The organism is Pseudoalteromonas sp. SG43-1, from assembly GCF_014164415.1.
Lineage (GTDB): Bacteria > Pseudomonadota > Gammaproteobacteria > Enterobacterales > Alteromonadaceae > Pseudoalteromonas > Pseudoalteromonas distincta.
Window position 1 is genome coordinate 1 of record NZ_JACJFD010000004.1, and the last position, 13,769, is coordinate 13,769.

Here is a 13,769-nt window from a genome sequence, read left to right on the forward strand (position 1 = left end):
ATGAGTATGTTCGTTAATCATAATGTGCCCTCAAACAAGATTTGAAGATCTGATCATGACATTGAGATTTAGTTCAAAAAAATCCCCGCTAATTTCTTAGCAGGGATTTGTGTATAAGAGACAGCAATTAGCGGCTTTTTTGTGTTCAATAAATAACTAATTGATTATTTACGTTTAGTCGGCTTAACACGCTGATTGTGTTTTTTAACTGCTTTACGAATTTGGTTGATTTTAGCGCGTTTATCTTTGCGTTTTTCAGGCATAACAGAAAGCTTAGTTTGTGTCTCGCGGCCTAATTTAACGGTTTTACGCAAGTAGTTTACTGTTTCTAAATCATACTCCATCCAACCACCTTGTGGCACGCGCTTATCAAGCTCTAGTTTACCGTAACGAATACGAATAAGACGAGATACTTCCGCATCTTGAGACTGCCATAAACGACGAACTTCACGGTTACGTCCTTCATTTAACGTTACGTTAAACCATCGGTTAACGCCTTCACCACCCATAGGGGTTACAGTCGTGAATTTGGCTGGACCATCTTCAAGCTCAACACCGCGTAGTAAGTTTTTAACCGTTTCATTGGTTACTTCACCAAATACACGCGCAGAGTATTCACGCTCTACTTCATAGCTTGGGTGCATTAAACGGTTTGCCAGTTCACCATCGTTTGTAAAGAGCATCAAACCTGATGTATTAACGTCTAGTCGACCAACCGCAATCCAGCGATCGCCATCAATACGCGGAAGTCGATCAAATACAGTACGACGTCCTTCTGGATCTTTACGTGTGCTTAACTCACCTTCGGGTTTGTTATACATAATCACACGACAGATTCTATCTGCTTTTTCTTCAATCTTTACAGTGTGCCCGTCAACACGAATCAAATCGGTTTCTTCAACACGGTCACCTAACTTTGCCACTTTACCGTTTACACTAACGCGGTTTGCGTCAATGTATTTTTCCATTTCACGGCGTGAGCCTACGCCTGCACGGGCTAAGACTTTTTGTAACTTTTCACCTTGTATAATACTCATTCGGATGGTTCTCTCACAGAAGGATCGCTCAATAACTGGTTAATTTTACTTTGCTGCTCTGTTGGCAGCGCAGGTAAGTTTTCAAGTCCAGTTAACGAAAAATAATCTAAAAATTGTTTAGTAGTTGCATATAAAGCCGGCTTACCCGGAACCTCTTTATGCCCTACCACTTTAACCCAATCTCTTTCGAGTAGGGTTTTAATAATATTCGAACCCGTAGTAACACCCCTTACTTGCTCAATTTCACCGCGCGTAATGGGCTGCCTATATGCAATAAGTGATAATGTTTCCAGTAAAGCACGTGAGTATTTTGGTGCGCGTTCTTGCCACAAGTTATTTAACCAAGGGCTTAAACTACTACATGCCTGAAAACGATACCCACTACCAACTTCAACTAAGCGAATACCACGAGTTTGAAAATGTTCTTGTATTGTATCTATTGCGTCGTTTATTCGCGCCATAGAAATAGCTAAATCTATTAATACAGTATCTTTAAGGTGGCGTTTACTCACAGGCTTATCTGCAACAAAAATAGCTGCTTCAATGATCTCAACTAGTTGTTCATCACTAATTCGCCGACCCGCCATACACACTCTTAACAAATAAAAATACACAGCCATCTATTATGACAGAACAACACCAAACTAGGAAAATATATCTACTAAATAACTAGATTTTAAATACAAAAAAGCCAGTGATTATCACTGGCTTCTAATTTACTCTTTAAAACAACAAATATTAGCTGTGTTTAATGGCTTCTAATGCATCATCTTCAGCTACTGCGTTACCGTATTTTTTAATGTAACCCATAAACTCGCTTTTACTGATGCGCTTATCTTGGTTTTTATCCATGTAACCAAAGTGATTTGAAATATCATCATCGTTACCTTCAACTACCGAAATATAGCCATTACTGTCGTTATCTAAGCTTGAAAAGCTGCTTTCAATTTTATCGAATTTAGCGATTTCAGCTTTAAATGCCGACTCACTTACTTCAGAATCAGTGGCTACTTTACCATTGTTTAACTTCATGTAAGTGTTGAATTCTTTGCGGCTAATTTCGTTATCCATATTGGTATCAATATTTGAAAAATGGCCCCAAATGCTATCGTCATCAGCTTCAACTTTTGAGATGTAGCCATCGCTGTCATTATCTAAACTTGCAAAGTCACTGTCTATTCTTTCAAGACCCTGATTAGATGAACAAGCCGCTAGGCTTAATGATGCTAAAATAGTGGCTGCTAATGTTAACTTTTTCATAAGACGTATCCTTCGTAATTAATTAAATGTCACTTTAACTAATACAAATCCAATGCCAATAATAGTTAACTTATAAGAATCAATAACTTAATCTTGGTTGGTGCATTTATTGAACAGTTTCAACAAGTTAAGCTTGCAAGCTTTGCAAACAACCTTGTAATTTTTGCAAAAAAATACCCGGTAAAAAACCAGGTATCTCAATTTTAGTTATATAGTTCAGCTAATAATTAGATTGCTGCGTTTTGGTAGCGTTTAACAAACTCAGTAACGTTTTGACCATTACATTTTAATGAGTTTAAGTTACCAATTTTTTGACGAACAGGTGCTAAACCTTGTTTTAAAGCCGTCATACATAATTGAGTTTCTTGTTGAGCGTCTTTTGCAAATACTTCTACTTTCTCAACTGATGCGTTGCTTAATGTCGTTTTTTTAGCAATATCGCGAATATCTTCACCATTACATAAAATGCTTTTAGAAAAACGAGATAAGTAAACACCGTGCTGAGCAGCTTCTTTACGAGCAACACTAAAGCCTTCGTTTGCGCTTAGTACACATAACTTAGACTCAATTTTATTATCTTGACTGAAGTAAGTATTGCTTTGTGCTGAAGCAGTTGCAGATGCTAATAAAGCAGTAGCTAAAAGTAGTTGTGTTTTCATGAGAGATCCTATTTGAACGAGCTAAACAAGTGAATTTCGCGCATTATATATTCAATAAAGTTAAGTTCAATTGAATTTTTTATTTATTTAAAAAATTAATACTGCATTTACAATGTTTAAACTTTACTCACCAATTGATCAACATTTGTGCAGCTATTTTCTCATTTCAGTCATGTTATGTACGCGTATTTACTGATACAATTTAATTCATTAAATAGATCCAATTTTAAGGTAAATTTTATGAAAGTGATTTCTTTCAATATCAATGGTCTGCGTGCTCGTCTTCACCAATTACAAGCAATTATCGACAAACATCAACCAGACGTTATTGGTTTGCAAGAGATTAAAGTTCATGACGAAGCATTCCCACTAGAAGATGTACAAAAAATGGGATATCACGTCTACTTTCATGGCCAAAAAGCCCATTATGGCGTAGCTATGTTATGCAAAAAAGAGCCTAAATCGGTCTTAAAAGGCTTTGCTACCGATACAGAGGAATCGCAAAAACGCATGATAAGCGTCACTGTTGAACAAGATAACGGTCGCGACCTTACCGTCATGAATGGCTATTTCCCACAAGGTGAAAATATTAATCACGAAACTAAATTTCCTTATAAACGACAATTTTATAAAGATTTGATGACACACCTTGAAACCAACCACACCCCCGGTCAAGACGTCATTGTTATGGGCGATATCAACATATCACCCACCGATTTAGATATTGGTATTGGCGAAGTTAATGCAAAGCGTTGGTTAAAAACGGGTAAATGTTCTTTCCAACCGGTAGAGCGTGAATGGCTTGCAACATTACTTAATTGGGGCTTTAAAGACACCTTTAGAGAACAAAACCCAGAAACAGACGATCAATATTCGTGGTTTGACTATCGCTCAAAAGGGTTTGTAGATAACCGAGGACTTCGAATAGATGTAGTACTTGCAACTAATGAGCTTGCAGCACGCTGTATAGATACTGGTATTGACTACGAACTGCGCGGTATTGAAAAACCCTCAGATCATGCCCCTATATGGTCAACATTTAAGTAATTACTATGCTCAGCATAACAATACAAGGGCTACTTTGGGCCCTTGTAATTATTATTGCCCTACTAAGCTTTGATAAAAAAACATATAAAACATTGCTTAATACGCCAGCCCGTCAAACTGGAGTTCTTGCATGTGCGTTAGTGTTTGCAGTGCTTTGGCGAATAAAAGCAGGAATTTTAACGGGCCTTGATTTACACATACTAGGTGTTACCGCCGCTACATTAATTTTAGGTTGGCGATTAACGATTTTAAGTAGCCTACTTGCCACAGCGCTACTAACTGCATTTGGTCAAATTGAACTTGAACTGTTACCAGTACAACTGCTTATTGGTGCGTTTATTCCTATTTTACTAAGCTACCTTGGCTTTATAATTAGCTACCAGTATTTACCTCGTCATTTTTTTGTTTATATATTTGTTTGTGCGTTTATAACTGCAGGGTTTATAGCCTGTATAAAAATAGGCCTAGGTGCTTTATTTTACTTAGCTATAGGGCAATACAATTGGCAAGAACTTGCAGATAACTACGTTTATTTAAGTGCCATAATTTGGTTTCCTGAAGCAATGCTCAACGGCATGGCTATAACAATTATGATCACCTATCGCCCGCATTGGGTAAAAACTTTTTACGATAAGGACTACCTAGACTCATGAGTCTACAATATCAATGCCCGCTATGTAATCTCGCACTTTTGAAAGCTGATTCAACACTTCGTTGTGCTAATAACCACAGCTTTGATTTTGCCAAAGAAGGGTATATTAATTTACTGCCTGTGCAACAAAAAAATTCAAAACAACCAGGCGACTCCCTTGAAATGGTACAAGCTAGACGCGCATTTTTAGAGCGTGGATACTACCGCTTTTTACAACAAAATCTTAGCGATCTAGTCGGTCGAATAAGTGCGAATACGGTTATAGATTTAGGATGCGGTGAAGGGTTTTATACCCAAGCTATAGCAAGTAAAACAGACGCTATAGTGTACGGCGTCGATATTTCAAAATCTGCCGTTAAATATGCGGCAAAGCGCTACCCTAATTGCCATTTTAGTGTTGCATCAATTAGCCAAGCACCTTTTAAAAGTCAATTTGCTGATATACTTATTAGCGTATTTGCACCTTTGTTTGAGGAAGAGATTGAACGTCTTGCTAATAAAAACGCAACATTAGTGGTAGCAAGCCCAGGCCCTTATCATTTAAAAGAGCTAAAATCGTATATATATTCAGAAGTAAACGAACATACTGAAATAGCCACGCCAAAAGGGTTTCAAAAAGCAGAACAGGCTCTTTTAACAGAGCATATAGCGCTTAGCTTTACTGATATTAAAAACTTAATAATGATGACGCCATTTGCATGGAAATTTAGACCCGAGCACTGGACAGTACTCGAACAAAAAGGTGAACACAATGTCACCTTATCATTTTATATTACTCAGTTTACCAAAATAGATAATGGTATAACCCGCTAAAACTGCTCTTTAGTAAATGCTCTATCCATTTTTTCAAACATATCTTTAAGTAAGTTAGCAAGCTCCATATAACGGGGCTTGCTTTCACTTAACTGCGTTTGATATCCATTAGCCGCCATTTTAATGTACAGCTCGTTGTACCATTTTTGCATAGCAGGATCTAAAGGCGTTTGAGCTCGTTTGCCTAACCAAAATAAACCTTGTAAAGGTAACGATATAAAAAATAATGCACTCGCAATAGCTTGCGGTAAAAAATCAGAACCTAAGTAATTAAGCTGAAAAAACAACGTTAGCATAGCCAAGATTGGCATTACTGTAATGGCAAGCTCAGTCGCTCTAATCACTCTGAACTCTAAAAACAAAGGTGCAAGCTCTTTACGCATTGGCCATTTTTTACCATACAAACGGCCTGTTTGTAGTTGTGACATCACACTTTTTTGCATCATGACTCCTCACAGATACTGCTTTTAAATACAATAGAAAACGAGCTATACCTAAAGTGTAACACAAAATGAGGGAGTTACACTTTCTCAGTAAAAGAGCTTAAATTTACCCTTTAATGGCGAACAATCCTAACTTAAACATCATAATTAAGGTAAAATATTTAACATTGAGTTAACCACTTTGCAGTTGAACATTTAATTGTTTTAGCTTTATTTAATACCGTAAGTGTAACTATCACGTATTAATGTTCACTTACTAAATTTGTTTATGGAAATTGAATCTATGCCAACAACCGCCCCTGAATCCCAACATGTTTTAGTTTTAAACTGTGGTAGCTCTAGTTTAAAATTTGCCATTATTGATGCAAACGACGGTCACGAAATTATATCTGGCCTTGCTGAACGCTTGGGAGCCAAAGCCCCCTCCATTAAATACAAATTTAATGGGGCTAAGACGGTTATCGACTTAGCGGCTAATCAAGCACATGCTGAGGCTATAAATACGCTTGTAAGCTTAATAAAGGATCATAACCTTGATGAGCACCTTATTGCTGTTGGGCACCGTGTTGTTCATGGCGGAGAGCATTTCACAAAGTCAGTCTTAATTGATGAAGATGTAATTAACGGTATTACTAAAGCGTCTTCTTTAGCGCCGCTACATGGTCATGCGAACTTGTTAGGTATTTCATCTGCACAAGCTTCATTTATAGGTTTACCCCAAGTAGCAGTATTTGACACAGCATTTCATCAAACTATGGATGAAGTTGCCTACCTTTACGCCCTACCCTATAAGCTTTATACAGGCTACGGTGTAAGACGCTATGGTATGCACGGCACAAGTCATTACTATGTAGCAGGACAAACTGCTAAATTATTAAATCAGCCTATAGAGAAGAGTAATTTCATTAGTGCTCATTTAGGTAATGGCTGCTCTGTTACTGCAATAAAGAATGGTAAAAGTGTTGATACCAGTATGGGTTTAACGCCATTGGCTGGTATTGTTATGGGTACTCGCAGTGGAGATATTGACCCCGGTTTATTTAATTTTTTAACCACACAGCTTAGTTACAACGCTCAGCAAATAGATAATTTATTAAACCAAGAAAGCGGCCTACTAGGTATTAGCGAACTCTCTAACGATTGTCGAACGATTGAAGAAGCCGCTGTTGCCGGACATAAACAAGCACGTTTAGCGCTGGATATTTTTTGCTACCGACTAGCCAAACAAATTGCAGCTTACATGGTACCATTACAACGTTTAGATGCACTTATATTCACTGGCGGCATTGGCGAAAACTCCGATATCATACGTGAAAATGTCATTAATCAATTAGCTTTTTTAGGGTTCAGTTGTGACCAGAAGAGCAATCTTGATGCACGTTTTGGTAATCAAGGTATTATTAGTTCAGCCAATACTTCATCCAAAGTGGTAGTAATGCCGACCAACGAAGAGTGGGTTATTGCACTTGATGCCGCTAACATCGTAAAGGAGCTTTAATATGGCACGTCGTATTATGTTAATTCCTGTGTCTACCGGTGTGGGTTTAACGTCGGTATCAGTTGGTTTAGTTCGCGCTCTTGAGCAAAAAACAGTTAAAGTTAACTTTTTTAAACCCATCGCTCAGCCTCGTTCAGGCGAAACAGGTCCTGAAAAATCAACACAAATAGTCACTCAAGGTTCACCTATTAACCCACCCACCCCTTTTGCTCTTGATTATGCTGAGCAAATGATTGGCGACGGTAAAGGTGATGATCTACTAGAGGAAATTGTTGAACGCTTTGAAAGTAAAATAAACGACGATGAAGTAGCTATTATTGAAGGTATGGTGCCTACTCGTCGCCAACCTTATGCTGGGCGTGTAAACCGCGAAATTGCGCAAACACTCGGCGCTGAAATTGTATTTGTACTTACCCCTGGTAATTACACCATTACTCAAATAGAAGACCGCCTAGAAATTGCAGCAGGTAATTACGGTGGAATCGATCATCCTCGTGTACTGGGCTGTATTTTTAATAAAGTAAATGCGCCACTTGATGAAGAAGGCCGTGCACGCGCCGATTTAGTCGACGCTTACAAACCCGAAGAGCTTGAAAACGAGTTAAATCGTTTAGCGTCTTTACCTATTTTTAAAAAAAATCCGTTTATGTTGCTTGGCGCAATCCCGTGGGATTTTGACTTAGTAGCGCCACGCGTAAAAGACTTAAGCGCGTATTTGAAAGCAACAATAATTAACGAAGGCGATATGCTTCATCGTCGCCTGCGTCGTATTACTTTTTGTGCTCGTACGGTTTCTAATATTTTAAATTATTTTACGCCAGGGGCTTTATTAGTAACACCAGGCGATCGCTCAGACATACTTGTTGCTGCGTGTTTATCTGCTATGAACGGCACTAAACTTGGCGCTATATTACTCACCGGTGGCTTTGAGCCAGAGCCACGCATTATGGCTTTGTGTGAACAAGCCATGCAAACCGGTTTACCAATACTCGCAACCGATGCCGACACATGGCGCACATCACTATTACTGCATAACTTTAATATGGAAGTACCAAATGATGATGACCAACGCATTGAAAAAGTAAAAGATCACAACGCAGAACATATCAATTCAAGCTGGCTCGATACTCTAGCTCAAAGTGTAGGCAAAACGCGTAAGTTATCACCACCTGCATTTCGTTATTTATTAACCGATAAAGCACGTAAAGCAGATAAAACCGTAGTATTACCAGAAGGGAATGAACCTCGTACAATTAAAGCGGCTGCTATTTGTGGTCAACGTGGCATTGCTAAAACTATATTGCTTGGCGATCGCGAAGAAATAATGCGTATTGCACAGCAGCAAGGTATTGAGCTAAACGAACATGTAAGTATCATCGAGCCAAAAAGTATTATAAATGATTATATTGCGCCTATGGTCGAAATTCGTAAAAGCAAAGGCCTAACTGCCGTTGTAGCACAAGAGCAACTACAAGATAACGTCGTACTTGGCACAATGATGCTTGAGCAAGGTAAAGTAGATGGTTTAGTATCGGGCGCGGTTAATACCACTGCCAATACAATTCGCCCGCCCCTGCAGTTAATTAAAACAGCGCCAGGATCATCGCTGGTATCTTCCGTATTTTTTATGCTGCTACCTGACCAAGTGTTAGTTTACGGTGACTGTGCAATTAACCCCGACCCTAATGCTGAACAACTTGCTGATATAGCGATTCAATCTGCCGACTCTGCAGCTGCATTTGGCATAGAGCCACGTGTAGCAATGATAAGCTATAGCACGGGTACATCAGGTACGGGTGCCGATGTTGAAAAGGTACGTGAAGCCACAAAAATAGCAAAACAAAAACGTCCTGATTTAATTATCGACGGCCCACTACAATACGATGCCGCTATAATGGAAAATGTAGCACTTAAAAAAGCACCTAACAGCCCTGTAGCTGGTAAAGCGACTGTATTTATATTCCCAGATTTAAATACAGGTAATACAACATATAAAGCAGTACAACGCAGTGCCGACTTAATAAGTATCGGCCCTATGCTTCAAGGTATGCGCAAACCCGTAAACGACTTGAGCCGTGGTGCATTAGTCGATGATATTGTGTATACAATCGCCTTAACTGCAATTCAGGCAGCCCAAGCAGAAGCGCTAATAGCACATTAAACACAACGTGTGCTTTTTATAGCCTAGCTATTATTTATTTAATAATTAACTAGTTAGGCTATTTATACCCTGCAACCCCCATACTTATCCACAGAAATTGTGGGTAAGTTTTTAATCTCTATTAAAACCCACTTCCAAATGCTCATTTTAGTCACGCTTACACCTTTAACTTGAAGGCAATAATCTATACTATAAAGCTATCAATAATGCTGTATCGCAGGCGTTTAATGTCAAAACAAACATTACAATTACACAGCACGGTTTTATCTATTCACAGTTTAGATGTTGACGCCGATATACCTGCGGCGCTACTCAAGCTTCCTTTATTTTTTATATCTAAAACCCAGGATGAACTATCTATTGTTTGCCCTAGTAGCTTTGAAATAGAGAGTTTAGATACCGAATCTGATTGGCAAGCACTTGAGGTGGTTGGCCCACTTGGTTTTTCGCTGACCGGAATAATGGCTAATATATCGGGTGTATTAGCACGCGCTAAAATTTCTATTTTTTCAATCTCAACCTACGATACCGATTATATTTTAGTAAAAAAGCAAACGGCCTCACTAGCACTTAACGCCTTAAAAAAAGATGGTTACAACGTGGTGGCCCAATAGCATATGAAAGCACAAACAATTGAATATCTAGCACTCAATAAAACGCCCCGCAGTGCCATCCTTATTACAAGCCCATTTACAGGTAAAGTAATACCGCTTCAAGAACACCCCGAACCTATTTTTAGGTTTGGTATTCTCGGTCCTGGTATTACTGTAAAGCTCAGTAGCCACAAAATTTTAGCGCCGTTTGATGGCACGTTATTACAAGTAAAAAACGCAGGTACTGAGTTTATTTTACAGGCTAAAAATGGTTTAAAAGTTTTAATCAACTTAACTATTACCGGTTCGCAATCAATTACACATACTCATATTGCACAATTAAATGGTAGTGAAATAAGTAAAGGCCAGCGCCTCGCTTATTTTGATTTACGCGAACTAGAAACGCCTATGCTGGCCAGTTTAATCTTACTTAACGGCCATAATCTCGGCACATTTCATTACTCACATTCGCATGTAAATGCGGATGTAGATACCTTATTAACTATTATTAAGAAGAACTAGATTTATGATCACTCTATACGGTATTAGCAATTGCGACACGATAAAAAAAGCAAAAAAATACTTAGCCGACAACAACATCGAATTTACGTTTCATGATTACCGCAAAGATGGCGTAAATGAGCAAATGGTAAGTGATTTTGCAGATAAACTCGATTGGGAACAGCTTGTTAATAAACGTGGCACAACTTATCGCGCACTAACTGATGAGCAAAAACAGAGTTTGACGAAAGAAAGTGCTATCCCATTGTTAGTTGACCAACCTGCCATGATCAAACGCCCAGTACTTATTAACAATGGCAGTTACCATTTAGGTTTTAAAGCAGCTCAATACGATGAGATATTTAAATCATGAAAGATGATGTAATTAAACTCGCCCAAGCACTAATACAACGTGAGTCAGTAACGCCCGAGGATGCTGGCTGCCAACAGATGATGAACGACCGCCTTGCTGCGGTTGGTTTTAATATTGAGTCATTATTTTTTACCGACACATTAAATACATGGGCTCGAAAAGGCACACAATCACCGCACTTTTGTTTTGCAGGCCACACTGATGTTGTGCCAACAGGCCCTGAAAAAAATTGGCAACACCCGCCATTTTCAGGATTAATAAAAGACGGTTTATTACATGGGCGCGGCGCTGCCGATATGAAAGGCTCGTTAGCTGCAATGCTTGTTGCAACCGAGCGGTTTGTTACTAAACATCCAGATCATAAAGGCTCAATTTCTTTTTTAATTACCTCCGACGAAGAAGGCCCGTTTATAAACGGGACTACCCGTGTAATTGATACGCTAGAGGCGCGCGGTGAAAAAATTGATATGTGCCTAGTAGGCGAGCCTTCATCACGGGATGTATTAGGTGATGTTGTTAAAAATGGCCGAAGAGGTTCACTTACCGCTTTTTTAACCGTTAAGGGTGTCCAAGGGCATGTCGCCTATCCACATTTAGCACAAAACCCAATTCACCTAGCAACCCCTGCCCTTACAGAGCTTAGCCAAACGGTGTGGGATAACGGAAATGAATACTTCCCTGCTACCAGCTTTCAAATTTCAAATATTAATGGCGGCACAGGTGCAGGTAATGTGATCCCGGGTGAGCTAGAAGTACAGTTTAACTTTAGATTTAGCACGCAAGTAACACATGAGCAATTACAACAACGTGTAAATGACATACTACAAAAGCATAACTTAAATTATGAATTAAGCTGGATAGTAAATGGCTTACCTTTTATTACCGAGCACGGCCCACTTGTTGATGCCACAGTAAAAGCGATTAAATCAGTAACCGGTTTAACCACAAACCTAGAAACTACCGGCGGCACATCAGATGGTCGCTTTATTGCACAAACAGGTGCTAAAGTAATTGAACTTGGCCCACGTAACGAAACTATTCATAAAGTAGATGAATGCGTAAGTACCGATGATTTAATAGCCCTTACCGACATTTACGAGCAAATACTAGAGCAACTTTTAGCATAATGAATGTAACTAAACCAACATCGATAATGTGTATCACAGGGCAAAGTGATACACATTTAACTGACATACAAAATCATCGCTTGCACAGCGCTATTATTAGCGACTTTTTAGCACTACAAAGTGCAGCTAAAAAAGCGGGATTTGATCTTACTATTGCCTCAAGTTTTCGCGACTTTGAACGCCAGTCAATTATTTGGAATAATAAGTTTTTAGGTATTCGACCTGTTTATAATAAACAGCAAAAGGTTGTAGATTTAACTAAATTAAATGATGTAGATAAATGCATAGCAATAATGCTCTACTCTGCACTACCTGGTGCAAGCAGGCACCATTTAGGGACTGACTTAGATGTGTTTGATAAAGCTACGGTGAGTGATGATTATAAGCTACAGCTAACACCTGATGAATACCTGCAAGGTGGGCCGTTTGCACCTTTAAGTAATTGGCTTGATACTAACTTAGTTAAATTTGGTTTTTATCGCCCTTACCAGCATGATTTAGGTGGCGTAGCACCTGAGCTTTGGCATATAAGCCATATTAAGCAATCACAATTATTAGTGAATAAACTTAGCGAGCAAGTACTTTTTGAATGCATAAAAAACAGTGAACTACAGGGTAAGCGGGCAATACTTGATAACTTACCAGCTATTTATAAACGCTTTGTAACAAACGTGAGCCCACACCTAAAAGAAGGTTAGGTTATATTAAGCCTTCTTTTTATTTAAAATAAACACCAGCACAGCGCCTAATATTAACGAGCTTGCGACTATAAACTCCATTGTTACCTGCTCTGATAAAAACAAAACACCAGCAATGGCAGCAAGTACCGGCACACAAAGTTGCACAACCGCAGCTTGGGTACTTTTAAGTAGTGGCATTGCTACATACCAAACACTATAACCAACTCCAGACGCTATTGCCCCCGAGGCACACGCAAGTAATACCCCTTCAATACTCATATTTTTTAAATAACTCATACCTACAAGTAATAAAACAGGGATAGCAACTAAGCTTCTTATAAAGTTAAACCCAGTAGTACGCAGTGGCGATACGCACACTTTACCGCGAATACTGTAAATACCCCATGCCACACCACTGAGTGCCATAAGTGATGCACCTAATAATGAAGGCACCGCTGCAGATGGCAGCATTAAATATACAAAACCAGATAACGCCACTATAAATGCACACCACTGGAGTACGCTTAATTGCTCTTTTTGATAAATACCCCAGCCAATCATAGTAAGTTGCACAGCAGAAAATAAAATTAGTGCACCGGTACCGGTATCTAGCTCTACGTAGGCAATCGAAAAACAAAGCGCGTAAACAAGCAGGCTAATACTGCTTCGCCAGCTTCCTCTGTCACTTAAAATAGCGGGATTGAATGTGCCTTTACGTTTTAAATTATGGGTATAAATAGCCATTATAATGCCCAAACATGCAGCCCCGCTAAGTAAGCGAATAACAGTAAAGTTCCAAGCATCTATATAACCTTCTGCTAAGGCCATTCTGCAAAAAAGAGAATTTGCGGCAAACGCAATTAAAGCAATTAATGTGTATATGGTGGCTTTCAAAAAAATTCCTTCGCAACGAAAAATAACTATA

Annotated in this window: 16 protein-coding genes; 10 read left to right on the forward strand and 6 right to left on the reverse strand. The window is 38.9% G+C overall.

The annotated features are described in order from the left end of the window. Positions 1-164: 164 nt before the first annotated feature. From rluB to H5159_RS04860, 4 genes are all read right to left on the reverse strand, one after another. The gene (gene rluB, locus H5159_RS04845; protein ID WP_182779825.1) at positions 165-1,037 is read right to left on the reverse strand and encodes a 23S rRNA pseudouridine(2605) synthase RluB; all 873 of its coding nucleotides are present in this window, start codon (positions 1,035-1,037) and stop codon (positions 165-167) included. Further along, positions 1,034-1,624 (reverse strand): SMC-Scp complex subunit ScpB, encoded by a 591-nt coding sequence (gene scpB / locus H5159_RS04850; protein ID WP_182672229.1) that lies wholly within the window; start codon positions 1,622-1,624, stop codon positions 1,034-1,036. The genes rluB and scpB overlap by 4 nt, the downstream gene beginning before the upstream one ends. 151 nt (positions 1,625-1,775) lie before the next feature. Beyond that, positions 1,776-2,297 carry an EF-hand domain-containing protein gene (locus H5159_RS04855; RefSeq protein ID WP_002959711.1) on the reverse strand — a complete coding sequence of 174 codons (522 nt, stop codon included), beginning with the start codon at positions 2,295-2,297 and terminating at the stop codon, positions 1,776-1,778. Positions 2,298-2,524: 227 nt separating this feature from the next. After that, positions 2,525-2,956, reverse strand: coding sequence for a hypothetical protein (locus H5159_RS04860; RefSeq protein ID WP_007582577.1), 432 nt, complete (start codon positions 2,954-2,956; stop codon positions 2,525-2,527). A 240-nt stretch (positions 2,957-3,196) separates the two neighbouring features. Here H5159_RS04860 and xthA point away from each other — a divergent pair, with 240 nt between their 5' ends. From xthA to H5159_RS04875, 3 genes are read left to right on the forward strand one after another with little or no spacing between them, the layout of a single operon-like run. Further along, positions 3,197-4,003, forward strand: a complete 807-nt coding sequence (gene xthA / locus H5159_RS04865) for an exodeoxyribonuclease III (protein ID WP_182779826.1) — start codon at positions 3,197-3,199, stop codon at positions 4,001-4,003. Between the two features lie 5 nt (positions 4,004-4,008). Further along, on the forward strand, positions 4,009-4,656 hold the full coding sequence (locus tag H5159_RS04870) for an energy-coupling factor ABC transporter permease (protein WP_182711335.1): 648 nt from the start codon (positions 4,009-4,011) through the stop codon (positions 4,654-4,656). Beyond that, a complete protein-coding gene (locus H5159_RS04875; RefSeq protein ID WP_182779827.1) occupies positions 4,653-5,468 on the forward strand; it encodes a putative RNA methyltransferase in 816 nt (271 codons plus the stop codon). Before H5159_RS04870 ends, H5159_RS04875 begins: the two co-directional genes overlap by 4 nt. Here H5159_RS04875 and yfbV read toward each other — a convergent pair. Then, positions 5,465-5,911 carry a terminus macrodomain insulation protein YfbV gene (yfbV, locus tag H5159_RS04880; protein WP_182779924.1) on the reverse strand — a complete coding sequence of 149 codons (447 nt, stop codon included), beginning with the start codon at positions 5,909-5,911 and terminating at the stop codon, positions 5,465-5,467. The two genes, H5159_RS04875 and yfbV, sit on opposite strands and share 4 nt — an antisense overlap. 283 nt (positions 5,912-6,194) lie before the next feature. Between yfbV and H5159_RS04885 the strand changes: the two genes are divergently transcribed. The 7 genes from H5159_RS04885 to H5159_RS04915 all read left to right on the forward strand — a co-directional run bounded on the left by H5159_RS04885 (position 6,195) and on the right by H5159_RS04915 (position 12,862). Continuing rightward, positions 6,195-7,409 (forward strand): acetate kinase, encoded by a 1,215-nt coding sequence (locus H5159_RS04885; protein ID WP_182779828.1) that lies wholly within the window; start codon positions 6,195-6,197, stop codon positions 7,407-7,409. 1 nt (position 7,410) lies between these two features. Further along, positions 7,411-9,570: a phosphate acetyltransferase gene (gene pta / locus H5159_RS04890; protein WP_002959697.1), complete on the forward strand. Its 2,160-nt coding sequence runs from the start codon at positions 7,411-7,413 to the stop codon at positions 9,568-9,570. A 227-nt stretch (positions 9,571-9,797) separates the two neighbouring features. Beyond that, complete coding sequence (locus H5159_RS04895) at positions 9,798-10,184, forward strand: ACT domain-containing protein (RefSeq protein WP_002959696.1); 387 nt, start codon at positions 9,798-9,800, stop codon at positions 10,182-10,184. A 3-nt stretch (positions 10,185-10,187) separates the two neighbouring features. Continuing rightward, positions 10,188-10,685 (forward strand): PTS glucose transporter subunit IIA, encoded by a 498-nt coding sequence (locus H5159_RS04900; RefSeq protein ID WP_002959694.1) that lies wholly within the window; start codon positions 10,188-10,190, stop codon positions 10,683-10,685. Between the two features lie 4 nt (positions 10,686-10,689). Continuing rightward, the gene (locus H5159_RS04905) at positions 10,690-11,037 is read left to right on the forward strand and encodes an ArsC family reductase (protein ID WP_154903257.1); all 348 of its coding nucleotides are present in this window, start codon (positions 10,690-10,692) and stop codon (positions 11,035-11,037) included. Then, complete coding sequence (dapE, locus tag H5159_RS04910) at positions 11,034-12,164, forward strand: succinyl-diaminopimelate desuccinylase (protein ID WP_039489937.1); 1,131 nt, start codon at positions 11,034-11,036, stop codon at positions 12,162-12,164. The genes H5159_RS04905 and dapE overlap by 4 nt, the downstream gene beginning before the upstream one ends. Beyond that, positions 12,164-12,862 carry a M15 family metallopeptidase gene (locus H5159_RS04915; protein ID WP_182779829.1) on the forward strand — a complete coding sequence of 233 codons (699 nt, stop codon included), beginning with the start codon at positions 12,164-12,166 and terminating at the stop codon, positions 12,860-12,862. The genes dapE and H5159_RS04915 overlap by 1 nt, the downstream gene beginning before the upstream one ends. Before the next feature lie 6 nt (positions 12,863-12,868). Here the strand turns inward: H5159_RS04915 and H5159_RS04920 are convergent, their stop codons facing one another. Further along, positions 12,869-13,738, reverse strand: a complete 870-nt coding sequence (locus H5159_RS04920; RefSeq protein WP_182711338.1) for a DMT family transporter — start codon at positions 13,736-13,738, stop codon at positions 12,869-12,871. Positions 13,739-13,769: the final 31 nt, after the last annotated feature.

Bases quoted from the DNA above. Each gene is read 5' to 3' on its own strand.
- H5159_RS04895 (WP_002959696.1), top strand. From the start codon at position 9,798: ATGTCAAAACAAACATTACAATTACACAGCACGGTTTTATCTATTCAC.
- H5159_RS04905 (WP_154903257.1), top strand. From the start codon at position 10,690: ATGATCACTCTATACGGTATTAGCAATTGCGACACGATAAAAAAAGCA.
- H5159_RS04875 (WP_182779827.1), top strand. From the start codon at position 4,653: ATGAGTCTACAATATCAATGCCCGCTATGTAATCTCGCACTTTTGAAA.
- H5159_RS04855 (WP_002959711.1), bottom strand. From the start codon at position 2,297: ATGAAAAAGTTAACATTAGCAGCCACTATTTTAGCATCATTAAGCCTA.
- H5159_RS04885 (WP_182779828.1), top strand. From the start codon at position 6,195: ATGCCAACAACCGCCCCTGAATCCCAACATGTTTTAGTTTTAAACTGT.
- xthA (WP_182779826.1), top strand. From the start codon at position 3,197: ATGAAAGTGATTTCTTTCAATATCAATGGTCTGCGTGCTCGTCTTCAC.
- yfbV (WP_182779924.1), bottom strand. From the start codon at position 5,911: ATGCAAAAAAGTGTGATGTCACAACTACAAACAGGCCGTTTGTATGGT.
- H5159_RS04870 (WP_182711335.1), top strand. From the start codon at position 4,009: ATGCTCAGCATAACAATACAAGGGCTACTTTGGGCCCTTGTAATTATT.
- scpB (WP_182672229.1), bottom strand. From the start codon at position 1,624: ATGGCGGGTCGGCGAATTAGTGATGAACAACTAGTTGAGATCATTGAA.
- dapE (WP_039489937.1), top strand. From the start codon at position 11,034: ATGAAAGATGATGTAATTAAACTCGCCCAAGCACTAATACAACGTGAG.
- H5159_RS04915 (WP_182779829.1), top strand. From the start codon at position 12,164: ATGAATGTAACTAAACCAACATCGATAATGTGTATCACAGGGCAAAGT.
- H5159_RS04900 (WP_002959694.1), top strand. From the start codon at position 10,188: ATGAAAGCACAAACAATTGAATATCTAGCACTCAATAAAACGCCCCGC.
- rluB (WP_182779825.1), bottom strand. From the start codon at position 1,037: ATGAGTATTATACAAGGTGAAAAGTTACAAAAAGTCTTAGCCCGTGCA.
- pta (WP_002959697.1), top strand. From the start codon at position 7,411: ATGGCACGTCGTATTATGTTAATTCCTGTGTCTACCGGTGTGGGTTTA.
- H5159_RS04860 (WP_007582577.1), bottom strand. From the start codon at position 2,956: ATGAAAACACAACTACTTTTAGCTACTGCTTTATTAGCATCTGCAACT.